This window comes from Streptomyces hypolithicus, assembly GCF_052934925.1.
In genome coordinates, this window is the sequence record NZ_CM128811.1 from 3,624,906 (window position 1) to 3,648,660 (window position 23,755).

Annotated in this window: 20 protein-coding genes, 1 tRNA gene and 2 pseudogenes; 11 read left to right on the top strand and 12 right to left on the bottom strand. The window is 70.7% G+C overall.

Features of this window, described 5'->3' with window-relative positions; genetic code table 11:
• Positions 1-147: 147 nt before the first annotated feature.
• The 6 genes from ACU6WZ_RS17175 to ACU6WZ_RS17200 form a co-directional block, all read right to left on the bottom strand.
• Positions 148-615 carry a hypothetical protein gene (locus ACU6WZ_RS17175; protein WP_447028926.1) on the bottom strand — a complete coding sequence of 156 codons (468 nt, stop codon included), beginning with the start codon at positions 613-615 and terminating at the stop codon, positions 148-150.
• A 147-nt stretch (positions 616-762) separates the two neighbouring features.
• The gene (gene pth / locus ACU6WZ_RS17180; protein WP_447028927.1) at positions 763-1,371 is read right to left on the bottom strand and encodes an aminoacyl-tRNA hydrolase; all 609 of its coding nucleotides are present in this window, start codon (positions 1,369-1,371) and stop codon (positions 763-765) included.
• A gap of 101 nt (positions 1,372-1,472) precedes the next feature.
• The gene (locus tag ACU6WZ_RS17185; RefSeq protein WP_447028928.1) at positions 1,473-2,060 is read right to left on the bottom strand and encodes a 50S ribosomal protein L25/general stress protein Ctc; all 588 of its coding nucleotides are present in this window, start codon (positions 2,058-2,060) and stop codon (positions 1,473-1,475) included.
• Between the two features lie 214 nt (positions 2,061-2,274).
• Positions 2,275-3,252 carry a ribose-phosphate diphosphokinase gene (locus ACU6WZ_RS17190; protein WP_447028929.1) on the bottom strand — a complete coding sequence of 326 codons (978 nt, stop codon included), beginning with the start codon at positions 3,250-3,252 and terminating at the stop codon, positions 2,275-2,277.
• 122 nt (positions 3,253-3,374) lie between these two features.
• Entirely contained in the window at positions 3,375-4,823 is a 1,449-nt protein-coding gene (gene glmU, locus ACU6WZ_RS17195; RefSeq protein ID WP_447028930.1) for a bifunctional UDP-N-acetylglucosamine diphosphorylase/glucosamine-1-phosphate N-acetyltransferase GlmU, read from the bottom strand.
• 108 nt (positions 4,824-4,931) lie between these two features.
• Positions 4,932-5,003 (bottom strand) — tRNA-Gln (locus tag ACU6WZ_RS17200).
• A gap of 154 nt (positions 5,004-5,157) precedes the next feature.
• On the opposite strand from ACU6WZ_RS17200, the gene ACU6WZ_RS17205 reads away from it, so the two are divergent.
• A complete protein-coding gene (locus ACU6WZ_RS17205; RefSeq protein WP_447028931.1) occupies positions 5,158-6,501 on the top strand; it encodes a sensor histidine kinase in 1,344 nt (447 codons plus the stop codon).
• Positions 6,502-6,579: 78 nt separating this feature from the next.
• Here ACU6WZ_RS17205 and ACU6WZ_RS17210 read toward each other — a convergent pair whose 3' ends face one another.
• Entirely contained in the window at positions 6,580-7,149 is a 570-nt protein-coding gene (locus tag ACU6WZ_RS17210; protein WP_447028932.1) for an SUKH-3 domain-containing protein, read from the bottom strand.
• A gap of 10 nt (positions 7,150-7,159) precedes the next feature.
• Entirely contained in the window at positions 7,160-7,729 is a 570-nt protein-coding gene (locus ACU6WZ_RS17215) for a YwqJ-related putative deaminase (RefSeq protein ID WP_447028933.1), read from the bottom strand.
• A 240-nt stretch (positions 7,730-7,969) separates the two neighbouring features.
• Here ACU6WZ_RS17215 and ACU6WZ_RS17220 point away from each other — a divergent pair, with 240 nt between their 5' ends.
• The 3 genes from ACU6WZ_RS17220 (at position 7,970) to ACU6WZ_RS17230 (ending at position 12,619) form a co-directional block, all read left to right on the top strand.
• Positions 7,970-8,947 carry an SMI1/KNR4 family protein gene (locus tag ACU6WZ_RS17220; protein WP_447028934.1) on the top strand — a complete coding sequence of 326 codons (978 nt, stop codon included), beginning with the start codon at positions 7,970-7,972 and terminating at the stop codon, positions 8,945-8,947.
• 7 nt (positions 8,948-8,954) lie between these two features.
• Complete coding sequence (locus ACU6WZ_RS17225) at positions 8,955-11,510, top strand: SUKH-4 family immunity protein (protein WP_447028935.1); 2,556 nt, start codon at positions 8,955-8,957, stop codon at positions 11,508-11,510.
• 215 nt (positions 11,511-11,725) lie between these two features.
• Positions 11,726-12,619, top strand: a complete 894-nt coding sequence (locus ACU6WZ_RS17230) for a cellulose-binding protein (protein WP_447028936.1) — start codon at positions 11,726-11,728, stop codon at positions 12,617-12,619.
• Between the two features lie 50 nt (positions 12,620-12,669).
• On the opposite strand, the gene ACU6WZ_RS17235 is transcribed toward ACU6WZ_RS17230, so the two are convergent.
• Positions 12,670-14,466 (bottom strand): MDR family MFS transporter, encoded by a 1,797-nt coding sequence (locus ACU6WZ_RS17235; protein ID WP_514132730.1) that lies wholly within the window; start codon positions 14,464-14,466, stop codon positions 12,670-12,672.
• Between the two features lie 181 nt (positions 14,467-14,647).
• Between ACU6WZ_RS17235 and ACU6WZ_RS17240 the strand changes: the two genes are divergently transcribed.
• Positions 14,648-15,997 (top strand): IS4 family transposase, encoded by a 1,350-nt coding sequence (locus ACU6WZ_RS17240; protein ID WP_447028937.1) that lies wholly within the window; start codon positions 14,648-14,650, stop codon positions 15,995-15,997.
• A gap of 247 nt (positions 15,998-16,244) precedes the next feature.
• Positions 16,245-16,514 (top strand): annotated as a pseudogene (locus ACU6WZ_RS17245) (aldo/keto reductase); the annotation flags it as partial.
• Positions 16,515-16,542: 28 nt separating this feature from the next.
• On the opposite strand, the gene ACU6WZ_RS17250 reads toward ACU6WZ_RS17245, so the two are convergent.
• Positions 16,543-16,887: a MerR family transcriptional regulator gene (locus tag ACU6WZ_RS17250; protein ID WP_447028938.1), complete on the bottom strand. Its 345-nt coding sequence runs from the start codon at positions 16,885-16,887 to the stop codon at positions 16,543-16,545.
• Positions 16,888-17,053: 166 nt separating this feature from the next.
• On the opposite strand from ACU6WZ_RS17250, the gene ACU6WZ_RS17255 reads away from it, so the two are divergent.
• From ACU6WZ_RS17255 to ACU6WZ_RS17265, 3 genes are all read left to right on the top strand, one after another.
• A complete protein-coding gene (locus ACU6WZ_RS17255; RefSeq protein WP_447028939.1) occupies positions 17,054-17,686 on the top strand; it encodes a flavodoxin family protein in 633 nt (210 codons plus the stop codon).
• Positions 17,687-17,741: 55 nt separating this feature from the next.
• Positions 17,742-18,302: a GNAT family N-acetyltransferase gene (locus tag ACU6WZ_RS17260; protein ID WP_447028940.1), complete on the top strand. Its 561-nt coding sequence runs from the start codon at positions 17,742-17,744 to the stop codon at positions 18,300-18,302.
• A gap of 148 nt (positions 18,303-18,450) precedes the next feature.
• The gene (locus ACU6WZ_RS17265) at positions 18,451-18,963 is read left to right on the top strand and encodes an SRPBCC family protein (protein WP_283519823.1); all 513 of its coding nucleotides are present in this window, start codon (positions 18,451-18,453) and stop codon (positions 18,961-18,963) included.
• A 114-nt stretch (positions 18,964-19,077) separates the two neighbouring features.
• On the opposite strand, the gene ACU6WZ_RS17270 is transcribed toward ACU6WZ_RS17265, so the two are convergent.
• Positions 19,078-19,686: a DUF4383 domain-containing protein gene (locus ACU6WZ_RS17270; protein WP_447028941.1), complete on the bottom strand. Its 609-nt coding sequence runs from the start codon at positions 19,684-19,686 to the stop codon at positions 19,078-19,080.
• A gap of 79 nt (positions 19,687-19,765) precedes the next feature.
• Here ACU6WZ_RS17270 and ACU6WZ_RS17275 point away from each other — a divergent pair.
• Positions 19,766-20,716: pseudogene (locus ACU6WZ_RS17275) on the top strand (ISAzo13 family transposase); the annotation flags it as partial.
• A gap of 28 nt (positions 20,717-20,744) precedes the next feature.
• Here the strand turns inward: ACU6WZ_RS17275 and ACU6WZ_RS17280 are convergent.
• Entirely contained in the window at positions 20,745-22,037 is a 1,293-nt protein-coding gene (locus ACU6WZ_RS17280) for an IS4 family transposase (protein ID WP_447028942.1), read from the bottom strand.
• 223 nt (positions 22,038-22,260) lie between these two features.
• On the opposite strand from ACU6WZ_RS17280, the gene ACU6WZ_RS17285 reads away from it, so the two are divergent.
• Positions 22,261-23,424 (top strand): IS701 family transposase, encoded by a 1,164-nt coding sequence (locus ACU6WZ_RS17285; RefSeq protein ID WP_185302568.1) that lies wholly within the window; start codon positions 22,261-22,263, stop codon positions 23,422-23,424.
• The last annotated feature ends 331 nt before the right edge of the window (positions 23,425-23,755 follow it).

Consider the following 23,755-nt stretch of genomic DNA (forward strand, 5'->3'; position numbering starts at 1 on the left):
AGCCTGTCCGGCGTTTGAGGACACGCCCGAAGGGCGTCCGGGGTCTGGGGCGAAGCCCCGGTTCGGGAAGGGGCGGGTCGGGGAAAGCCCCGCGCAGCGGAACCGCGCACCCCGCATCCGCACCCGCCCAGCGCACCCGCACCCCCGCTAAAGCGTCAGGAACGCCGCCCCCAGCAGCGCCCCGCCCGCCAGCGCCGCCCCCCACGCCAGCCGCGTCATCCGCAGCCCGCCCGCGATCACCAGCGCCGCCAGCAGCAGCGCGCCGCCCAGGGGGGCCCAGGCGTGGAGGATGCCGGGGGCTCCGGCGTGTACCGCCTCGGCGGTGCCCGGCTTCAGCACGACCGGGAACGTCGACCCCTTCTGCGCCGCGACCGACCTGTCGATGGTCACGCGGGCGGGCGCGGGCGTACCGCCCCCGGGGGTGTACGGCCCGGTGCACGTCTCGGCGTCGCAGGAGGCAACCGCCAGCGTGCCGTGCGCGCGCCCCTTGGTCAGCATGACGTGCTGGGCGGCCTCCCAGGACACGCGGACACCGGCGATGAGCAGCAGCAGGGCTGTGCCGGCCATCGCCGCACGCCGGACGTACAGGAGCGTTTGAGTCCGCTTCGAGGCCATGGAGCGCGATCCTTGGCCATGCGACCGCGCTCAGTCAACTTCTGGCCATGAATTGTCGGCACTTCTTTCAAGACCGGAGCTGCTCAAGACCGGAGCTGCTCAAGACCGGAGCTGCTCAAGACCGGAGCCGCTCAAGACCGGAGCCGCTCAGGAGTTGTAGTTGCTCTGCGCCCGTTCCAGGCCCTCGGTGACCAGACACTCCACCGCGTCCGCCGCCCGGTCCACGAAGTAGTCCAGCTCCTTGCGCTCGGTGGACGAGAAATCCTTCAGCACGAAGTCGGCCACCTGCATACGACCCGGCGGCCGGCCGATCCCGAACCGCACCCGGTGGTAGTCGGGGCCCATCGACTTCGTCATCGACTTCAGGCCGTTGTGGCCGTTGTCGCCGCCGCCCAGCTTCACCCGGAACGTGCCGTAGTCGATGTCCAGCTCGTCATGGACCGCCACGATGTTCGCCGCCGGCACCTTGTAGAAGTCCCGCAGCGCCGTGACCGGCCCGCCGGACAGGTTCATGTACGACTGCGGCTTGGCCAGCACCACACGCCGGTTGGCCGGTCCCGGCGGACCCAGGCGACCCTCCACGACCTGGGCCCTGGCCTTGTGCGCCTTGAACTTCGCCCGCATGCGCTCCGCGAGGAGATCGGCCACCATGAAGCCGACGTTGTGCCGGTTGGCCGCATAGCCGGGACCCGGATTGCCCAGGCCCACGATCAGCCAGGGAGCGGCCGGGTCGGACGGCTCGGCTGCTTCAGTCAACTGCTCTCTCCTTCATACGCCGTACGCCATACGCATACGCCAGCCGCCGCCCCGCGCTGCGAGGCGCGGAACGGCGGCTGGACGGGTCAAAGCAGCGAGGCTCAGGCCTCGGCGCCCTCGGCCTCTTCACCCTCGGCCGGGGCCTCCTCGGCCTGCGGGGTCAGGACCTGGATGACGATCGCGTCCGGGTCGGTGACCAGGGTCGTGCCCTCGGGCAGCGTGATGTCCTTGGCGTGGATCGAGGCGCCGGCCTCAAGGCCCGCGATGGAGACGGTGACCGACTCGGGGATGTGCGTGGCCTCGGTCTCGACCGACAGCGTGTTCAGCACGTTCTCCAGCAGGTTGCCACCCGGGGCCAGCTCGCCCTCGGTGTGCACCGCGACCTCGACCGTGACCTTCTCGCCGCGCTTGACCGCGAGCAGGTCGACGTGGGTGATGGTGCGGCGGATGGCGTCACGCTGGATCGCCTTGGGGATGACGAGCTCGGACTTGCCGTCGACGTCGAGGCTCAGCAGGGCGTTGCTGGTCTTGAGCGCCATCATGAGCGCGTGGCCCGGCAGGGAGACGTGGACGGGCTCGGCGCCGTGGCCGTAGATGACGCCGGGGACCTTGTTGGCACGACGGGTCTGACGGGCAGCGCCCTTGCCGAACTCGGTACGGACTTCAGCGGCGATCTTGATCTCAGCCATGGCGGCACTCCTCGCAGGTGACGAAAAACGGATGGGTCACCCGGCCACGAAACGGCCTGCTACGAAGAGCGCGTCGATAACGGATGCGCCGTACTGCATGAGTACGGCCTCCCTCGCCGAGCAACTCGGGGAGTCTACCCGGCGGGAAGGCCGTACCAGAAATCGATCTAGGCGGTGCTACATCTAGACGGTGCGTACAGCTAGACGGCGCGTACTACGACTGCTCCTCGAAGAGGCTCGTGACCGACCCGTCCTCGAAGACCTCACGCAGCGCCCGCGCGATCGTCGGCGCGATCGACAGCACCGTGATCTTGTCGAGCTCCAGCTCGCCCGGCGTCGGCAGCGTGTCCGTGAAGACGAACTCGCTCACCTTGGAGTTCTTCAGGCGGTCGGCGGCAGGGCCCGACAGAATGCCGTGCGTCGCCGTCACTATGACGTCCTCCGCGCCGTTCTCGAACAGCGCGTCCGCGGCGGCGCAGATCGTGCCACCGGTGTCGATCATGTCGTCGACCAGGACGCAGATACGACCCTTCACGTCACCCACGACCTCGTGGACGGTGACCTGGTTGGCGACGTGCTTGTCGCGGCGCTTGTGCACGATCGCCAGCGGCGCGTCCAGCCGGTCGCACCAGCGGTCCGCGACCCGCACCCGGCCGGCGTCCGGCGAGACGATTGTCAGCTTCGAGCGATTGACCTTCGCACCCACGTAGTCCGCGAGGACCGGCAGCGCGAACAGATGGTCGACCGGGCCGTCGAAGAAGCCCTGGATCTGGTCGGTGTGCAGGTCGACCGTGACGATACGGTCCGCACCCGCCGTCTTCATCAGGTCCGCGATCAGACGGGCCGAAATCGGCTCCCGGCCACGGTGCTTCTTGTCCTGACGGGCGTACCCGTAGGACGGGACGACCACGGTGATGCTCCGCGCGGAAGCCCGCTTCAGAGCATCCAGCATGATCAACTGTTCCATGATCCACTTATTGATCGGAGCCGTGTGGCTCTGGATCAAAAAGCAGTCGGCGCCACGCGCCGACTCCTGGTAGCGGACATAGATCTCACCATTGGCGAAGTCGAAAGCCTTCGTCGGCACGAGGCCGACACCCAACTGGTGCGCGACCTCCTCGGCCAGCTCGGGGTGGGCGCGGCCGGAGAAGAGCATCAGCTTCTTCTCGCCGGTCGTCTTGATCCCGGTCACAGCACTGTCTCCTCGGACGTGATTCATTGCTGCTGCGCCCGCACAGCGTCGAAACGCAAGCGAGCCAGCCGAAATTGTGTGCACCTATCACGGTACGCCGAGAACAGCGCACCGGTTTCCGGTCAGTCCTCGCCGTCGGCCACCGCGGCCGCCGACTGTGCCGCCTGCGCGGCGGCACTCCCCGGACGCTTCCGCGCCACCCAGCCTTCGATATTCCTTTGCTGCCCACGGGCGACGGCCAGCGACCCCGCCGGCACATCCTTGGTGATGACCGACCCCGCCGCCGTGTAAGCACCGTCCCCGACCGTGACAGGCGCCACAAACATGTTGTCCGAACCGGTGCGGCAGTGGGAGCCGATCGTCGTGTGGTGCTTCGCCTCGCCGTCGTAGTTCACGAAGACGCTCGCCGCGCCGATGTTCGTGTACTCACCGATCGTCGCGTCCCCGACATACGACAGGTGCGGCACCTTCGTACCCTCACCCACCACGGCGTTCTTCATCTCCACGTACGCCCCGGCCTTGGCCTTCGCCCCGAGCCTCGTACCGGGCCGCAGATACGTGTACGGGCCGACCGTCGCCCCCGCGCCGACCTCCGCGCGCTCCGCCACCGTGTTGTCCACCCGGGCGCCGGGGCCCACCACGGTGTCCGTCAGGCGGCAGTTGGGGCCCACCTCGCAGCCCTCGCCCAGGTGCGTCGCACCGAGCAGCTGCGTACCCGGGTGCACCACCGCGTCCTGACCGAACGTCACCGTCACATCGACGAACGTCGACGCCGGGTCGACCACCGTCACGCCACCGAGCATCGCCCGCTCCAGCAGCCGCGCGTTGAGCAGCCGGCGCGCCTCGGCCAGCTGCACCCGGTTGTTGATCCCCAGGATCTCCCGGTGGTCCACGGCCACCGCCGCTCCCACCCGGTGACCGGCCTCACGCAGAATCCCCAGGACGTCCGTCAGGTACTCCTCGCCCTGACTGTTGTCCGTGCGCACCTTGCCCAGCGCGTCCGCGAGCAGCTGCCCGTCGAAGGCGAACACCCCAGAGTTGATCTCCCGGATCGCCCGCTGCGCCTCACTGGCGTCCTTGTGCTCGACGATCGCGGTGACCGCGCCACTCGCCTCGTCCCGCACGATCCGCCCGTACCCCGTCGAGTCCGGCACCTCTGCGGTCAGCACGGTGCACGCGTTGCCGTCACCGGCATGGGTGTCCGCGAGCCGGGCCAGCGTCTCGCCGGTCAGCAGCGGAGTGTCGCCGCACACGACGATCACGGTCCCCTCAATGCCACCCTCAAGCCGCTCCAGCCCCATGCGCACCGCGTGCCCGGTGCCCTTCTGCTGCTCCTGTACGGCGGTACGCGCCTCGGCGTCGGTCTCGGCGAGGTGCGCCGCGACCTGCTCACGGGCGTGCCCGACCACCACGACCAGGTGCTCGGGGTCCAGCTCCCGGGAGGCGGCGACGACATGGCCGACGAGCGAGCGCCCACTGATCTCGTGCAGAACCTTCGGGGTGGCCGACTTCATGCGGGTGCCCTCACCCGCTGCGAGGACGACGACGGCGGCAGGGCGGGAGGCGCTCACGGTGATGCCCTTCAGCTCGGGTGGTGGACACCCGCAGGATACCGGGGGGCCTCATGACCGAAACGCGCGCGGGTCCTGACCTGTGCGGTCGGGACCCGGACCCGGAAGCTCCCCCGCCAGGACTTGAACCCGGACTTAAGGCACCAAAAGCCTCAGTGCTGCCAATTACACCACGGGGGAATGTAGGGGCTGAACCAGACATTGAGTCAGGTTGGTCGCCCTGGCTGCAAACACTATGCCGCACCACCGGCCCTCCGTGCGACGGGCTACCGGCCGGTTTCATGGTCACCGGGTATCCGGATATTGGGTGGCGGGCGCCCGTAGGGTGGATGGCATGACCGTAACGGGGGCAGATCAGGACGCCGCGGGCATGACCACCCGCGGTCACTGGTGGTGGGAGAGACGACGCAGCGTCGTCCTGGATGTCGGACTGGCGCTGGCTTCGGCGCTCGAGTGTGCCTTGGAGGGTGTGGGGTTCGCGGACAGGACCGGGCTGCCGGTGCCGCTGGGGGTGGTGTTCGGGCTCGTCGTGGGGTCCGTGCTGGTGCTGCGGCGGCGGTGGCCGATCGCGGTGGTGCTGGTGTCGATCGCGGCGACGCCGGCCGAGATGGCGTTCCTGATGGGCCTCGTGTCCCTCTACACGCTGGCCGCGTCCGAGGTGCCGCGGCGGATCATCACGGTGCTGGCGGGGATGTCGCTGACCGGGACGCTGATCGTCACGTACGTGCGCACGCAGCAGGACGTGGCGAACGCGGCGGACGGCGATTTCAACCCGGGGCCCTGGTACGTGCCGGTTGTGTCGCTGGTGCTGTCGCTGGGGCTGACCGGGCCGCCGGTGCTGTCCGGGCTCTACATAGGGGCGCGCCGGCGCTTGATGGAGAGCCTGCGCGAGCGCGCGGATTCGCTGGAGCGGGAGTTGTCGCTGCTCGCGGACCGGGCGGAGGAGCGGGCCGAGTGGGCGCGTACGGAGGAGCGGACGCGCATCGCGCGTGAGATGCACGACGTGGTGGCGCACCGGGTGAGCCTGATGGTGGTGCATGCGGCGGCGCTGCAGGCGGTGGCCCTGAAGGATCCGGCGAAGGCGGTGAAGAACGCGGCGCTGGTGGGGGACATGGGGCGCCAGGCGTTGACGGAGCTGCGGCAGATGCTGGGGGTGCTGCGTTCGGGGGAGTTGGGGGAGCGTACGGCGCCGGTGGCGCAGTCGGTTCCGCTGGCCGCTGTGGGTGCGGCGGCGGCTGCCGCCGCGGCGGCAGAGGCGGGGGCCGAGGGCGGGCCGTGCCTGGCGGACCTGGAGGTGCTGGTGGGGCAGTCGCGGCAGGCGGGGATGGTGGTGGAGTTCTCGGTGGAGGGTGACCTGGTGGAGTGCGGGGCGCTGGTCGAGCAGACGGCGTATCGCGTGGTGCAGGAGGCGCTGACGAACGTGCACAAGCACGCGGCGGGCGCGAAGACGTGGGTGCGGCTGGCGCATCGCGGCTCGGAGGTCGCGATGCAGGTGGAGAACGGTCCTTCGGACGGGGCCGCGGCGGACGCGGGGCTGCCGAGCGGGGGCAACGGGCTGGTGGGGATGCGGGAGCGGGTGACGGTGCTGGGGGGCGCGTTCGTGTCGGGGCGGACGGACGCGGGCGGGTTCCGGGTGTCGGCGGTACTGCCGGCGCGGCCGCGCCGGCACGCGGGCTAGGCGCGGCTGTCCCCGACGGTCAGGGACGGTTGGGCGCGGCTGTCCCGTCGGTCAGGCGCGGCTGTCCGCGACGGCTGCCTAGGCGGGCGCCGGGCCGGGTTGTGCCGGTGGCAGGCGGGTCGGCTGGGTGCCGGTGATCAGGGTGGCGAGGGCGTGGTCGATGTCGGGGCCGAGGTACCAGTCGCCGGTGTGGTCGATGCTGTAGACCCGGCCCTCGGTGTCGATCGCGAGCAGCGCGTGGCCGTCGTCGTCCGTGTCGGCGCCGAGTTCCGTGCCGAGGGGGCAGACCTCGGTGCCGAGCGCGCGGCCGAGGTCGGCGAGCGTGCGGGCATGGTGCAGCCCGTCGAGCGGGTCGAAACGCACGGGTGTCGGGGAGATCTGGCGACCGGGGCCCTGTCCCGCGATGCGCAGGCCGCCGAATTCGGCCCAGGCCTCGACGGCGGACGGGAAGACGCTGTGCTGGTGGCCGGCCGGTGAGGTGTGGGCGCGCAGGGTGTCGGCCCAGTGTTCCGCCTGCCTTATGTCCCAGCGCCCGGGCTGCCAGCCGGCGGTGCGCAGGGCGACGTCCACGGCCACCGGGAAGCGGGTGGTGCCGGTGTTGGCGGTGTTGCTGTGGGCGCTGGGATGGGGGCCTTGCATCGGCGGCATCGGCGGGTGGTCAGCCCTTCTCGTCGGCGGTCGCGGTGGGGTCTACGGGGCGTACGCCGAAGTGGGCGAGCATCGGCGTACAGGAGCGGCAGGGCGGGGCGTAACTGCCGTGCAGCGGGTCGCCGTCCTCGCGGATGCGGCGGGCGGTGAGTTTGGCGTGCTTGAGGGAGCGGCGGGCGTCGCCGGGGGTGAGCGGTTTGCGGGAGGCGCGTTTGGAGCGTGCGCCTTCGACGGCGGTGATGTGGCGGGACAGCAGGATCGCTTCGGGGCAGCGGCCGGTGAAGCGTTCGCGTTGGCCGGTGCTGAGGGTGTCGAGGAAGTCCTGGACGAGTGGGTGCAGTGGGGGTGGCTGGTCGCCTCGGCCGGCGGTGCAGGTGAGAGTGGCGGTGCCGCGCGCGGAGAGGGCGGCGGCGACGGTGGGCAGGATGCCGTCGCGGCGGTGGTGGAGCTCGGGCGGCCGGTGGGGCTCGGTGCTGCTCCAGCTGAGGCGCGGGTCTCCGCTCGTGGTGGTCGTGGCTGCCGCCGCTCTCGTCGTGGTCGCTCGCTGAGCGGTCCGGTCTGTCTGTGCTGTTGTATGCATGGTGGTGCTTCCCTCCGTGCCCGCGGCGGTGACCGCTGGTGTGCACGCCCCCGCGTTGCTGGGACAGACTGCCAAATGTGTCCACTGCTGGGGAAGCTGGGGCGGTGAATCGTGTCCGCGCGTCGTCGGGCGGTGAGCGCGGAGTGACGGTTCGTCACGACAGGCCAGGGGCGGGACTGGCTGCTGCGGCACCGCATAGGCTGTGCCGGAACCAGCCGGACGCAGCAGGGGGCAACCGCCATGACGACAGGTCGGCTCGGGCAGCAAGCCGCGCCACCGAATGCGGCCTATGCCGGGCAGGTCGTGCACTTCCCGGACCCGGTCCGGGCCTCCCGCCACCCCCAGGGTGTGCGTGTGGACGAGGACGGCTTCCCGGTTTTCGCGCCGTACGCGCGTGCCGCCGCAGAGATCGCCGAGCCCCCGGAGGGCTTCGGCGTCGACGAGCTGCGGCTGACTGACTACGTGTCCGCCAACGCGGCGCTGGCCGCCGACGGCCATGAGCTGTGGGGCACGATTCCCGCGGTCGCGACTCCGCACGGCTGGACCTGGCACCACGTGCCTGGGAGCCGGCGCATGGAACTGGTTCCGGTCGAGGTCAAGGCGTTGCTCCGGCATCACGGTGGGCTCGCGACTGCCGCCGTCGATCACGACAAGCGGGGCACGCGCCCGTTGCAGGAGACCCGGCCGGCCCACTTCGGGCTGCCGAAGGGTTCCGTGTCGGTGACCGAGCAGCAGGTGCTGGGTGCCGAGGAGGACCTGGGCTTCCGGCTCCCGGGTCCGTACCGCTCCTTCCTCAAGGCGGCGGGCGGCTGCGCGCCGGTGGGCGCGGCGCTCGACGCCGAGCTGGGGCTGATCATCGACCAGCCGTTCTTCACGGTGCGGGACGAGGCCGCGGTCAACGACCTGGTGTACGTCAACAAGTGCCTGCGCGATCACCTGACGAAGGACTACTTGGGCGTCGCTTTCGTCCAGGGCGGCCTGCTGGCGGTGAAGGTGCGGGGCGATCGGGCCGGATCGGTGTGGTTCGTGGCGTACGACGACGCGCGCGACCGGGACGGCTTGTCGGTGCACGAGCGCGTGGAGCGGCTGCTGCTGCCGTGCGGCGACGACTTCGACGCGTTCTTGCAGCGGCTGGCGGGCAATCCGCCGGAGCTGGAGACCGTGGCGAACCTGATGGTGGACGGCGGCTTCGCGCACGCCGTCCCGGTGGAGGGGTGACGGTCCGATGGTGACCTTCGCGCAGGCGCAGGAGCGCGCGGAAGAGTGGGTGAACGGGGACGTGCCCGCGCCTTCGCACCGTGAGGTGCGGGTGCGGGAGTTCGGACTCGGCTTCGTGGCGTGGGCGGAGGCCGCGGCGGGCGGCCCTGCGGCCTCGGGCGGCGGCGGGCGCCAGCGCCTTGTCATCGCGCGCGACAGCGGCGAGGCCACGCTGTGGCCGGGGCTGCCGGTCGGTGAGGTGATCCGCCGGTACGAGGAGGAGTACGGGGCGCCGGAGCCGTCCCCGGGGGCGGGCGCCGGCCCGGCTCGGGCGCGTACGGATCTGGAGCAGACGTCGTTTCTGCTGACGCCGCCGGAGTGGCTGCAGAACGCGGCGGATCGACTGGGCATCCCGGACCACCGGTCACCGGGCTCGCCTTCGGCGGGTGGCGCGGCCGGTGTGAGCGCGTCGGACGGGACGGTTTCCCCCTCCGGGACGGCTTCCGCTTCGGCGGGCGCTGGTCCGTCCTCAATGGGGAGCGACTGGCCGCCGGCCGGTGGCAGCGAGAACGCTTCGCAGGCCGAGCGCGGGACGGGTGGCACCCCGTGGCTGGGCACGGACGCGGACCGGGGGGACTACGAGCCCACCGCGTCCGACGGCGTACCCGAGTCGCCGGTCGGGGCCACCCCCTGGGCCGGGACCGACACCACTCCGGCCAGCGGTTCCGACGACGACGCGTCCGTACCGCTGCCGGCCACCGTGTTCGCGCCGCCGCTGTCCGGGTCGGACGAGGACGATGCCCCGCAGTCCGGCGTGGAGCCCGAGGCCAGGACGGCGTTGATGTCGGGCGGCAGCCGGCTGCCGTCGACGGCCGTGGCCCCGGCGATGGACACGCCCCCGCCCGGCGCGGCGGACATCGCGGAGGCCTCGACGAGCAAGGCAGCCCTGCCGCCGCGCGGGGCGCGGGGTGGCGCTTCGGCTCCACCGCCTCCGCCCGGCGTACCCGGTACGCCGGGTACGCGGCCGGGCGCGATGCCGCCGCCCGGTGCCCCGGCCGGTGGGTACGTACCGACGCAGCTCGTGTCGTCCCTCGGCCCGGACGGCGCGCAGCCGCCCGGCCCGCCCGCCTCGCCCGGGCCTCCGGCTCCTCCCGGCCCGCCCGGTGGGGGCATGCATCACGCGGCGACGATGTTCGCCGACCCGAGCCAGGGCGGAGGCATGCCGGGGGCTCCGCAGCCGCCTGGTCCTCCGGGTCCGCCCGGCGCACCTGGGCTTGCGGGACAGCCGGGCCCGGCGGGGCAGCCGGGGCAGGCCAGTCCGCCCGGGCCTCCGGCTCCTCCCGGCCCGCCCGGTGGGGGCATGCATCACGCGGCGACGATGTTCGCCGACCCGAGCCAGGGCGGAGGCATGCCGGGGGCTCCGCAGCCGCCTGGTCCGCCGGGTCCGCCCGGCGCCCCCGCGATGCCGCCCGCCGCTATGGCGCAGCCCCAATCGCAGCCGCACGCCCCCCACCGGCCCCAGCCCCAGCCCCAGCCCCAGCCCCAGCCCCAGCCCCAGCCCCAGCCCCAGCCCCAGTCCCAGTCCCAGCCGAACGGTCTGCCGGCGGTGGGCCCCGGCTATCAGGCCGTGCTGCGTTACCGCGCCCACGACGGCAGCGAGCAGCAGCTCATTCGCCGCTCGGCGCCCGGCACCCCGCACCCGGAGTGGCAGATCCTGCACGAGCTGCGCGCCATGAACGTGCCGCCGCAGCAGGTGCTCGAACTCCACACGGAGCTGGAGTCCTGTGACCTGCCTGGCGGCTACTGCGCCCGCATGATCCGCGAGATGTGGCCGCAGGTGCGCATCACGAGCGTCGCGCCGTACGGCAAGGATCACGCCGGCCGCCAGCAGGGCATGCAGCATCTGCTCACCCACCAGGGCGAGTTGCACCAGGTCGCGGACGGCCCGGCGCGGCCCGCGCCGGTGCGGGCGCCGCTGCCCGGCCCCGGCCAGTTGATGCAGGCACCGCTGATTCCGCCCGAGGGCGTGGCGCACGAGCTGATGGGGGCGTTCGGCCCTCAGGGCATCTTCCGCTTCGATCAGGTGGCGGTCTCGCGGCAGGGCGTACCGGACATCGTGGCCCACACGCTCGTGTGGGCGGGGCTGCCGGTCGACTTCGGGCCGTTCTTCTGGGCGCAGGCGGTGCCGGGGCAGCCGGTGCCGACGCTCGCGGAACTCGCGGCGCAGCGCGGGGTGCAGCCGGCTTCGGACGCCGGCTCGTACCTCGTGATGGGCAGTGACTTCGGCCGGGCGATCTGTGTGCAGTACGGCACGGCGAACATCGTGGCCGTGCCCGTCGAGGCGGCTCCTGGCGGACAGCCGTCGCCGCCGCAGTTCGTGAACACGGGGCTGCCGGAGTTCACCCGCTCACTGGCCCTGCTCGGCCGCATGTGGCGGCTGCGTTTCGGGCTCACCCCCGAGCAGGCGGGCCGCTGGACGGTGGACTTCCAGGCGCAGCTGGCGTCGCTGGACCCGGCGGCGCTCGCGTCGCCGGAGAGCTGGTGGTCGGTGCTGCTGGAGCAGATGTGGGACGGCCTGCTCTGACCCGAGGCCGCGTCGGAGGCGCTCGACCCGTTGGCCGGGTCGGGCGCCTCCGCCGTACGCACCCCACATGATTCCGACTTCTGGCGGCAATTGACGCATCCTTGACCGAAGCGGTCGGGTGGAGTGTCGCGTTATGGGCACTTGACCCTGATCCGTCAAGATTGCGCAGGATCGCGTAGGTGTTGTGTGTCTGTCGTTCGGAGAGGGGCTCAAGGATGAGTGCATCGGTTTCACCGTCACCTCATGGCTTCGTCGTCGTGCGGGGCCGTGGCTATCGCCCCGGGCAGGTGGAGCGGTACGCCGCCGTGCTCTTCCAGGACCGTGACGCCGCGTGGGAGCGCGCCGCGCGACTCACCGTCCTCGCCAAGGAGATGGAGGGCGAGGCGGCCCGGCTGCGCGAGCGGGTGGCCGGGCTCTCGCCCCAGACGTACGACACGCTCGGCCCTCGGGCCCAGCACCTGCTCGCCGTCGTCGAGGAGGAGGCCGCCGAACTGGCCGCCGCGGCGAACGCCACCGCCGGGGCGCTGTGCGCCGCCGCCGCAGCTGAGGCCGCCGGGACCCGGGACGCGGCCGCCGAGTACGACCGGTCGCTTCGGGCGGACGTCGAGGCCGACGCCCAGCGGGTCCTCCTCGGCGCCCAGCGGACCGCCGACGAGGAGCGGATCGCGGCGCGCCAGGACGTGAAGGAGCGGCGGGGCGACGCGGTCGCGGCGCTGCAGGACATGCGGCGGCGTACGGCGCAGTCGCTCGCCGACCAGGAGAAGGAGCACGCCCAGCGCCGGGAGAGCGCCGAGCGGGACATCGCGCAGCGCGAGGCGGAGCTGGACGCCCGCAACGCCGAGCTGGCGGCGTACGCCGAGGGGCTGCTCGCGGACGCCAGGCGGGGACTGGCCGAGACGGAGGCGGCGGACCGCGGACTTCAGGAGGAGGCAGAGGCGGGGGCCGCCGAGCTGCTGTCCCGTGCGCGGGTGCATGAGGGCCGTGTCGTACGGGAGACGGAGCGGCTGCTGCGGGAGCACGACGACGCGCGCGAGGAGATGCAGGCCCACATGAACCACATCCGCACCAGCCTCGCCACTCTGACCGGCCGCACCCCTGCCGAGGGCTGAACAGCCCGTCGGGCGGCGGCCGAAGCGGCGCAAGACCTGGGCCTACGCGGTCACGCCGGTTGAGCGGATGCGGTCGCGCCATGGGGGCTGCGCTGTATGGGGCTGTGCTGGACGCGGCGGGAGGGCGTCCCAGGCGGCTTCGCGGCGGCGGGGGCCGCAGTGGGTTCGTCGGAGACGGGGCGGAAGACGTGTTCGTCGCCAGGGCCCTCGCAGGTGATGGGCAGCTTCTGCGCGGGGCGTGGCGCGGTCCGGTCGGGGGTGTCCTCGACGGTTACGGGCGGGGCGTCCTCCGTGAGTTCCGTGATGACGGGGAAGCGGCGGGGCGCGAGGAAGACGAGTACCAGCAGGGCGAGGCCGGCCGTGACGGCCGCGCCCACGTAGACGTGGTCGACGGCGGTGTCCACGGCCCGGCGCAGGTAGTCGGCGGCCTCGGCGGTCAGCGAACCGGGGTCGCCCAGGGCGTGCGAGACGGAATCGAGGTCGCTGGGGAGCCCGTCCCGTATCCCCTCGGGGGCGTCGGCCAGCCGGGCCGCGAGGGTCGCGTTGGCGATCGCGCCGAACAGCGCGGCGCCCACGCTCTGGCCGACCTGGCGGCAGAAGAGCACGGAGGCCGTCGTCGTGCCGCGCTCCGCGTAGCCGACGGTCGACTGGACGCCGACGATCAGCGGTAGTTGGAACAGCCCGAGCGCCGCACCGAGCGCCAGCATGATCAGGGCGGGCTGCCAGGGCGCCCCGGGGAACGGCAGCAGCGGGAAGGCGAGCAGGATCAGCATCGCGCAGCCGATGCCGATGATCGCGGTCAGCCGGAAGCCGATGCGGTTGTACGCGTGCTGGCTCAGCGCCGCCGACAGCGGCCAGCTCAGCGTCATGACCGACATGACGAATCCGGCGGCGATCGGGCCGAGCCCGAGGACGGCCTGGGCGTAGGTCGGGAGGAACACCGTCGGCGCGACCATGAGCAGGCCGAGCGCGCCCAGGGCGAGGTTGACGGAGGCGATGGTGCGCCTGCGCCACACCCAGCCGGGGATGATCGGCTCGGCTGCGCGGCGTTCGATGACGACGGTGATCACCGCGAGGAGCGCGCTCGCGCCGAACAGGGCGAGCGAGGGCGCGGAGAGCCAGGGCCAGGCGACGCCGCCCTGGACGAGGGCGAAGAGCAACAGACCGCCGCAGGCGAAGACGGCCAGCGCCCCGGCCCAGTCGACGCGGGGGCGGGGGGCTGACCTGTCCCGCGTACGGTGCGGCTCGTGCAGGTGGCGGACGACGAGCCAGAGGGCGAGCGCGCCGACCGGCAGGTTGATGAGGAAGATCCAGCGCCAGTCGGCGTACGCGGCGAGCAGCCCGCCGACCGCCGGGCCGGCGACGGCCGACACCGCCCACACGGTCGACAGCCGCGCCTGGATCTTCGGACGCTGCTTCAGGGGGTAGAGGTCGGCGGCGATCGTCTGCACCGTGCCCTGGATGGCGCCGCCGCCGAGCCCCTGGACGATGCGGAAGGCGATCAGACTGCCCATGTTCCACGCGCAGGCGCACAGGACGGAGCCGAGCAGGAAGAGGGCCATGCCGGTGATCAGGACGGGCTTGCGGCCGAAGGTGTCGGAGAGCTTCCCGTACACGGGGAGGGTGACGGTGACGGCGAGCAGATAGCCGGCGAAGAGCCAGGAGAAGACGGCGAATCCGCCGAGGTCTCCGACGATCTGCGGTACGGCGGTGGCGACGATCGTGCCGTCGAGGGCGGCCAGGGCCATGCCCAGCATGAGCGCGGCGACGACCCGGCCGCGCCGGGCCGCGGGAGCGGCTGCGACGCCGGTGGCCGTGCTGCCCGCACTTCTTCCCGCGCCGCTCACCAAGATCCCTTCACCGTGCACGTATCTGGTTCCCGACACCTTCTCACTTGCAGGTCACGCAGGGGGAGGGGGCAGGCTGCCCCGAGTGGGGGTCCACCTCCGGGTCTCCACCCAATGCCGTTGCTTGTGACCTGCAGGTAGTTCGTCGTGACGTTGCGGTGGTGTGGTCGTTGGACTCGGTATGCATCCCTGGGTGGGGTTATCCGATCAGGTGCGGTTGGGGGCGGTGACCCGGTGGGTGACCCCGGAGCTCGTCGCGGAGACGCTGGCTGAGTGCGGGGTGAGGGACAAGAAGCCCGGCGCGTTGCCTGCCGGGTTCATGGTCTATTTCACCCTGGCTCCGGCGTTGTTCCAGCAGGACTCCTACGACGACGTGGCCGAGCATCTGGTGGGCGGCGTACCGGAGTTGAGCTGGAGTATCCCGAACAAGTCCTCGTTCGCCCGGGCCCGGCGGCGTCTGGGACCCAAGGTCCTGGAGGCCGTGTTCCGCAAGCTGGCCGGACCGCTGGCCCCCGCAGATCTGGAGGGCTCCTTCTACCAGGGAATGCGCCTGGCCGCGGTGGACGGCTTCGTGCTGGACGCCCCGGAGACCGAGGCGAACCGGCGACAGCTCGGCGGCATGAAGGATGCCCGCGGGCAGAACGCGGGATTTCCCCAGGTGCGGGTGGTGACACTGACCGAGACCGGCACCCATGCCCAGATCGACGCGGCGGTGGACGGGTTCTGCACCGGGGAGCCGGCGTTGGCGGTCAGGCTCGCCCCGTCGGCCGCCGGAATGCTGGTGATCATGGACAGGGGTTTCCCCGGGGTGGCCCTGTGGCGGGCCTATACCGACGCGGGGGCCCACCTGCTGATCCGTGCGCGCTCTGTCGTGGCCGCCCGGCCCATCGAACACCTCCCGGACGGGACCTACCTGGCGCGGATGAATCTGGCCGGGCAGAAACGGGCAGCACCGGGGCATGTCGTGGTGCGCGTGATCGAGTACCGCGTCGACGGCGGCGAGGTGATCCGACTGCTGACCGACCTGCTCGACCCCGAGCAGTATCCGGCAGCCGAACTCGCTGGCCTGTACCGGGAAAGATGGGAAGCAGAATCTTCATACCGGCAGGTCAAGACGTTCCAGCGCGGTCCGCAGCAGGTCCTGCGCTCCGCCGACCCGGACCTGGCGCGCCAGGAGGCGTGGGCCCACCTGGTCGTCCACCACTGCCTGACCCGGATCATCATGGAACTGGCCGACGGGGAGGGCCTCGACCCGGACCGCATCTCGTTCCTGAAGGTCCTCAAACACGTGCGCCGCAGCGTGACCGCCCGGACCGCCACCACGGCCAGGAAGACCAGAGCGTTCATGAACATGCTGGCGGCCAAGGTACGACGCAAACTCGACAGCGGCCCCCGGCGCCCACGCGTCGCCGACCGGCTGCTGAAACGACCGGACTCGAAGTACTCATACCGCACCAAAGGCCAGCTGCTCGGCCCCACCCACAGAGCACCGGCCCGAACCATCACCCTGCACCCAGCGATACTTCAGTAGCTCAAGCAACGGCATTGGGCGGGGGGTACGAGGTGTACGAGAACGCGCGCTCACTCCTCGACTGGGGCTTCGCCGCCGCCGGACGAGTCGAGCCCGTGGGCTCCCTCGCGCTTCCGGCTCCTCTGACACGCCCGGTTCCGGTACGCAAGCCTCCACAGCCCGGGCCGGAGCCCGTGACGCAGGCAGCCGTACTGGCGGAGAAGACGGGCTCAGGGATCCCGTACGCCCTGCTGAGCGGTGTCGTCGGCGGCTCTGCGAGGAGCTGCGGCTGGCGTTCCTGCCCTGGAGCCCGCTCGGCGGCATCGGAAACACCGGCAGCCTGGGCAAGGCGTTCGACGCGATCGCCGAACGCCGCGGGGTCGGGCCGCAGCGGATCGCTCTCGCCTGGCACCTGGCCGGGTCGCCCGTCTCCATCCCCATTCCGGGTTCGAGCCGGCCGTCGACGATCCGCGACGCGGCGGCCGCCGCGGAACTCACGCTGGACGCGCAGGAGCGGGCCCTGCTGGACGCCGGATGAGACCGGGGGCCGTTCGGGATCCGGCGGCTCAGGGCTGCGCCAGGTAGCCGGCGAGAGCGCTGCGGTTGCGCCGGAGGGTGTCGATGTGATCGTCCGTGACGGCCAACTCCCGGTCCAGGACGTCCCGCAGCTCCGCGCACCAGTCGAACTCCGGCTGCTCGCCCCGGGCGCACGGCAGCACCGAACGGATCACCTCGGTCGATAGGCCCGCATGCAGCAGGGCACGAACCTGCCGTACGGCGAGTACCGCGTCCTCGTCGTAGTCGCGATAGCCGTTCGTGCCACGCCTGGCCTCCAGCAGTCCCTGAGCCTCGTAGTAGCGCAACAACCGCGCGCTGACTCCGGTACGCCGGGACAACTCTCCGATCAGCATGCGACCCCACCCCGTCCGAGCTTGACCTTGCCACTGATGTGAAGCCTTAACGTCACCCCGTGGACAGGCATTCCGTGACCGGTCAGGGTGTCCCCGGGTCCGGTCACATGCGGGGTTTCGTCCACTTCAACCCGTCCCGCGCAATTTCTTACCGCAGGAGTGAAGCATGACCACCAAGGGTGTTGAACACAATGGTGGGGCGGCGACCGGCCGCTCCTTCCTCTTCGTCCTCGGCAGCTCCCGCCCCGAAGGCAACACCGAGGCCCTTGCACGCGCCGCCGCCCAGCAGTTGCCCGCCGAAGTCCCACAGCGCTGGGTGGACCTGAGCCAAGTGCCGTTGCCCGACTTCCAGGACGGCCGCCACGAGACCGACACCTGGCCCGTCGGGGAGAACGAGGAAGCGCTGCGCCAGGCCACCCTGGAGGCCACCGACATCGTCATCGCCTCCCCCTTGTACTGGTACACCCTGTCCGCGCAGACCAAGCGCTACCTCGACTACTGGTCGGGCTGGCTCGGGGTGCCCGGCCTGGACTTCAAGGAGCGCATGGCGGGCCGGACCCTGTGGGGAGTGACGGTCATGTCGGACCGCGACGAGGTCGTCGCCGACGCGCTGGTGACCACCCTCAGCCACTCGGCGGCGTATCTGCGGATGCGGTTCGGCGGGGTGCTGTTGGGCAACGGCTCCCGCCCGGGGCAGGTGCGGGACGACGAGCGGGCGACGATCCGCGCCAAGACGTTCTTTCAGAGTGAGGCCCCGCTCGCCCGCTTTCCCCGGGAGGATGAGGACGGAAAGCGGTAGCCGACACGCGTGAGAAGATCGCCACGCGCGCTGGGCCCGACCGTGGAGGATGAAGTTGTACGCGATATCCCTGGGCGACGACGGCGCCGAACTGCGCCCGCTCGAACCGTGGCAGGCCGAGGAGTTCCTCGCCCACGTGGATCGGGGCCGCGAGTTCATCGGGCAGCACAACGCGCTCCCCGACATCGTGACGGACCTGGGGTCGAGCGGCGCGTTCCTCCAGGCGTACGCGGAGAAGGCCGCATCCGACGCCGGGCGGCTCTACGGCATCCGGGCGGACGGCAGGCTGGTCGGCGCGGTCCTCTTCCGGAAGATGGACGTCGAGCAGGGCGCCGCGGAGGCGGGGTGCTGGCTGGAGCCGGTCGCGGTGGGCAGAGGGCTGGTGACCCGGGCGGCTCGCGTGATCATCGACTGGGCCGTCGAGGAGCGGGGCATCCACCGCGTGGAGTGGTGGGTCTCGTCGGCGAACGAGCCCAGCATCGCCGTGGCCCGACGGCTCGGGATGACGAAGGACGGCGTGCTGCGGGAGAGCTATCTGTACCGCGGGAAGCGGCACGACGAGGAGATCTGGTCGGTGCTCGCGCCGGACTGGCGGGCGGGCAGACCCGCCTCGTGAGTTCCTCACGCGATGTGGGTCACCCGGCCCCGGGAGCAGACAGCGCCTCGCGGGCCGGCGGCACGTCGAGCAGCGTCCGGGGCCGGCGGCAGGGGTAGGCGCTGGGTCGCGTGGGCCGGGGACGTCATGGGCCGAGGATCGGAGTTCCATGGCTCGCACATTCACTGTTTCCGACAGCATCATCATCCAGGCGGGCCCCTCAAGGGTCTACGAACATGTCTCCAGCCCGAATCTCATGGGCCGCTGGAGCCCGGAGAATCTCGGCGCCACCCTGATCGGTGAACAGCGTCCGGCGCACGTCGGCATGGTCTTCGACGGCCACAACAAGCGGGGATCCATCCGATGGACCACTCGCTGCACGGTGACCGCGGCCGACGAAGGCGAGCTGTTCCGGTTCCGGGTCCACGCCATCGGTCTGAAGCAGCCGCGGCTGCGGGGCCCCATCGCCACCTGGGAGTACCGGTTCGAGCCGGCCGGCGAGGGTGTCAAGGTGACGGAGACCTGGACCGACGACCGGCGGTCGTGGCCCGACTTCGTGGCCAACACCTTCGACAAGATCGCGACGGGCGGACAGACCTTCGCCCACTTCCAGGGCGGAAACATCCGCAAAACCCTGAGCAATCTCAAAGCGGCGCTCGAAGCTCCGGCCGTAACGCCCTGAGGCAGGGCCCTCCGGAGCCCCGGCCCGCGCCGGGCTAGGGCGGGCGGTTGGCCCTCCCGTGCGTACGTCACCTGCCCGGCTCCCCGGGCAGGTGACGCGAGTCGCCGCGGAGGGTCACTGGCCGGGCCGCACGCTCTGCGGACTCCCCGACCGTGCCGGCTGCTCCGGGGCGGTCGGGCCGGACAGCGCCTTCCGGTTATGGACGGCGTCATCCGGTCCGGTGTGCCGCGCCAGCCAGTACGGGTTGTCGTGCGGGAGGCTGCCAGTGACTCTGCCGTACATGCCGAAGGTCATCAGCAGTAGGCCGAGTACGAAGCTGAACAGGACGTTCTGCATGCGGAAGGCCAGGAAGTTGTAATCCGTCTCCAGCAGGGCGAGGTTGGCAAACCCGCTGAGGGTGAAGGCCGACCCGAGCACCATGTTCACCGTCGACGCGGTGTTGCCCCCGACGAACGCGCCCGCGAGAAGCGCTCCTCCGATGACGACGGACAGCACGCTGAGGGCGCCGTTGGTGTTCAGTCCCGCGACGGTGTCGCCTCCGGTGCTGAAGAAGCCGATGCGGTCGATCAGGCCAAGGACCCCGAAGGCCAGCAAGAACAACCCCATCAGGCCGGCGCCCCAGCGGTAGACGCGGCTGAGGTGATGATCAACGGGGAGATGTTCGTCGAGATGAACGCGCGGGCCGCGTCCTACCTGCGCCCGTAGAGAATGGCTTGCAGCCATGTTCGGCCTCCGGCGATAGGGAGTAGGGGGCGTCGCGAATTTACGGGTTGCTTCCGGGAGTTGGGTTCGTTGATGTGATATGGGCCGTTTCGATGAGTTGATCAGTCCGTTGCGGGCGAAGTTCGAGGCGGTGACTCCGCATCTCAACGAGCGGCAGTGCCGTCTGCTGTATGCGGCGGAAGCGCGGCAACTCGGACATGGAGGGATCGCGGCTGTCGCCAGGGCCGCGGGGGTCTCCACGGGGTGCGTCAGTCGGGGCCTTGTCGAGTTGGAGGACGATGCCGGGCCCGATGGCCGGGTACGTCGGCGAGGTGCGGGGCGTCCCGCGCTGGCGGCGAAGGACCCGGGGCTCCGAGCCGCACTGCTGGCGTTGGTCGAGGACAGCACGCAAGGTGACCCGATAGGGCCGTTGACCTGGACCACGAAGTCGCTGCGGCATTTGGCCACCGAGCTCGCAGCCCAGGGACGCGCGGCGGGTCGGGACGTGATCGCCGCATTGTTGAAGGAGGCGGGTTTCAGCCTGCGGAGCAACGCCAAGGTCCTGGCCGGCAGCGGTCACCGGGACCGCGATGCCCAGTTCCACCACCTCAACGACAAGGTGCGCCAGTTCCTCGACGCCGGCGACCCCGTGATCAGTGTGGACACGAAGAAGAAGGAACAGATCGGGCTGCTCGCGCAAGGAGGGCGGGAATGGGCCCCGCCCGGCAGGCCCGTGAAGGTCCTCGATCACGACTTCCCCTCCCAGGCGGCCGGCACCGCGATCCCCTACGGCATCTACGACGTCGGACGCAACACCGGCTACGTAGTGGTGGGCACCGACCATGACACCGCCGCGTTCGCGGTGGCCGCCCTGCGCCGCTGGTGGAAGGAGGAGGGCCGCGCCGCCTACCCGAACGCACGCCGCCTGTTGATCACCGCCGACGGCGGCGGCTCCAACAGTTCCCGGGCCAAGGCATGGAAAGCGAACCTCGCCGCCCTGGCCACCGAGACCGGCCTGCACATCAGTGTGTGCCACCTGCCGCCCGGCACGTACTCCCCAGGCAATGCCGTTGCTTGAGCTACTGAAGTATCGCTGGGTGCAGGGTGATGGTTCGGGCCGGTGCTCTGTGGGTGGGGCCGAGCAGCTGGCCTTTGGTGCGGTATGAGTACTTCGAGTCCGGTCGTTTCAGCAGCCGGTCGGCGACGCGTGGGCGCCGGGGGCCGCTGTCGAGTTTGCGTCGTACCTTGGCCGCCAGCATGTTCATGAACGCTCTGGTCTTCCTGGCCGTGGTGGCGGTCCGGGCGGTCACGCTGCGGCGCACGTGTTTGAGGACCTTCAGGAACGAGATGCGGTCCGGGTCGAGGCCCTCCCCGTCGGCCAGTTCCATGATGATCCGGGTCAGGCAGTGGTGGACGACCAGGTGGGCCCACGCCTCCTGGCGCGCCAGGTCCGGGTCGGCGGAGCGCAGGACCTGCTGCGGACCGCACTGGAACGTCTTGACCTGCCGGTATGAAGATTCTGCTTCCCATCTTTCCCGGTACAGGCCAGCGAGTTCGGCTGCCGGATACTGCTCGGGGTCGAGCAGGTCGGTCAGCAGTCGGATCACCTCGCCGCCGTCGACGCGGTACTCGATCACGCGCACCACGACATGCCCCGGTGCTGCCCGTTTCTGCCCGGCCAGATTCATCCGCGCCAGGTAGGTCCCGTCCGGGAGGTGTTCGATGGGCCGGGCGGCCACGACAGAGCGCGCACGGATCAGCAGGTGGGCCCCCGCGTCGGTATAGGCCCGCCACAGGGCCACCCCGGGGAAACCCCTGTCCATGATCACCAGCATTCCGGCGGCCGACGGGGCGAGCCTGACCGCCAACGCCGGCTCCCCGGTGCAGAACCCGTCCACCGCCGCGTCGATCTGGGCATGGGTGCCGGTCTCGGTCAGTGTCACCACCCGCACCTGGGGAAATCCCGCGTTCTGCCCGCGGGCATCCTTCATGCCGCCGAGCTGTCGCCGGTTCGCCTCGGTCTCCGGGGCGTCCAGCACGAAGCCGTCCACCGCGGCCAGGCGCATTCCCTGGTAGAAGGAGCCCTCCAGATCTGCGGGGGCCAGCGGTCCGGCCAGCTTGCGGAACACGGCCTCCAGGACCTTGGGTCCCAGACGCCGCCGGGCCCGGGCGAACGAGGACTTGTTCGGGATACTCCAGCTCAACTCCGGTACGCCGCCCACCAGATGCTCGGCCACGTCGTCGTAGGAGTCCTGCTGGAACAACGCCGGAGCCAGGGTGAAATAGACCATGAACCCGGCAGGCAACGCGCCGGGCTTCTTGTCCCTCACCCCGCACTCAGCCAGCGTCTCCGCGACGAGCTCCGGGGTCACCCACCGGGTCACCGCCCCCAACCGCACCTGATCGGATAACCCCACCCAGGGATGCATACCGAGTCCAACGACCACACCACCGCAACGTCACGACGAACTACCTGCAGGTCACAAGCAACGGCATTGGGTGGAGACCCCTTAGTACTGCAACCGCATGTGGCGTGACAGGGCGCCGTCTTGGTCGTTGGACTGACTGTGTGATGAATCGCTGACGGTCGCGCAGATCGAGAACTGGTCCGAGGGGATAGCCGATCTTCATGCTCGCTTTGCGGGCCGTTTCGGCAGGTCGGAGCCGCGTGAGCGGGCGCTGGACTACCTGAGTACGTTGCTCGCACCGCTGGAGAAGAAAAACGGGTGGACGCTGGCCGAGCAGGCTGGCCAGCGTCGCCCCGACGGTTTCCAGCGGCTGCTGAACTTCGCCGACTGGGACGAGAATGCCGTCCGTGACGACGTGCGTGACTTCGTCGTCGAGACGATCGGCGCCAAGGACGCGGTGCTGATCGGGGACGACACCGGCTTCCTGAAGAAGGGCGTCAAGTCGGCCGGTGTCCAGCGGCAGTACTCCGGAACGGCCGGCCGCACGGAAAATTGTCAGATCGGCACGTTCCTGGCCTACGCCTCCGTGAAAGGCCGGGCGCTGATCGACCGGGAACTGTATGTCCCCGCCTCCTGGACCGATGACCGCGAGCGGTGCAGGCAGGCCGGGATCGGTGACGAGGTGCCCTTCGCCACGAAGATCGAGCATTTCAAGTGGATGCTGCAACGCGTGATCGACGCCCGTGTCCCCTTCGCCTGGGTCACTGCGGATGAGGCATACGGCCAGGTCAAACACATGCGGGCCTGGCTGGAGGAACGGCACGTCGCCTATGTACTGGCCACCAAGGTCAACGACATCGTGACCACCACCGATGGTGCGGTCGCCGAGGTGCGCGACCTGATCACCGCAGTGCCCCGGCAGAGATGGAAGCGGATCTCCGCCGGAGCGGGCGCGCACGGTCAGCGGTTCTACGACTGGGCCCGGATCGCTGTCCGCCCGCAGTGGCAGGACGGCTTCGGGCACTGGGTCCTGGCCCGCCGCAGCATCAGCGACCCCGCCGAGATCGCCTACTACGTCTGCTACGGCCCCGCCACCTCCCGGCTGAAAGACCTGGTCAGAACCGCTGGCGCACGGTGGCAGGTGGAGGAATGCTTCCAGATCGCCAAGGGCGAATGCGGCCTGGACCACTACCAAGTTCGTCTCTACCGGGCCTGGTACCGGCACATCACCCTCGCGATGGCCGCCCTCGCCTACCTGACCGCCACCCGTGCCGCAGAAGCCACAAAAGGGGCAGCCGAGACGACGAGCAAGACCTCATACCCCTCAGCGTCCCGGAGATCCGCCGGATGATCGGGCACGTCGTCATCACGCCCCGCTGCCACGACAACGAGCACCGTCTCCGCTGGTCACACTTCCGACGCCGCAGCCAGGCCCGAGCCCGCCGCTGTCACTACCAACGCCGAGGCCAAAACCCACACATGCGGTTGCAGTATTAGGGGCTTGTCCTTACTTCTGGCCAGGGGGCGTTCGTCCCGGTGGAGGACGTGAAGGGCGGGGCCCGTTCCTTACGTTGGTCCTACAGCGGGCCGGCTTCCACGGGGGTGGGGCCAGCCCCAGGGCGATACGGAGACGCGCACCAGTGTGCGGGGGGTCTCCGGCCGCCAGACTCGAACCGATCACC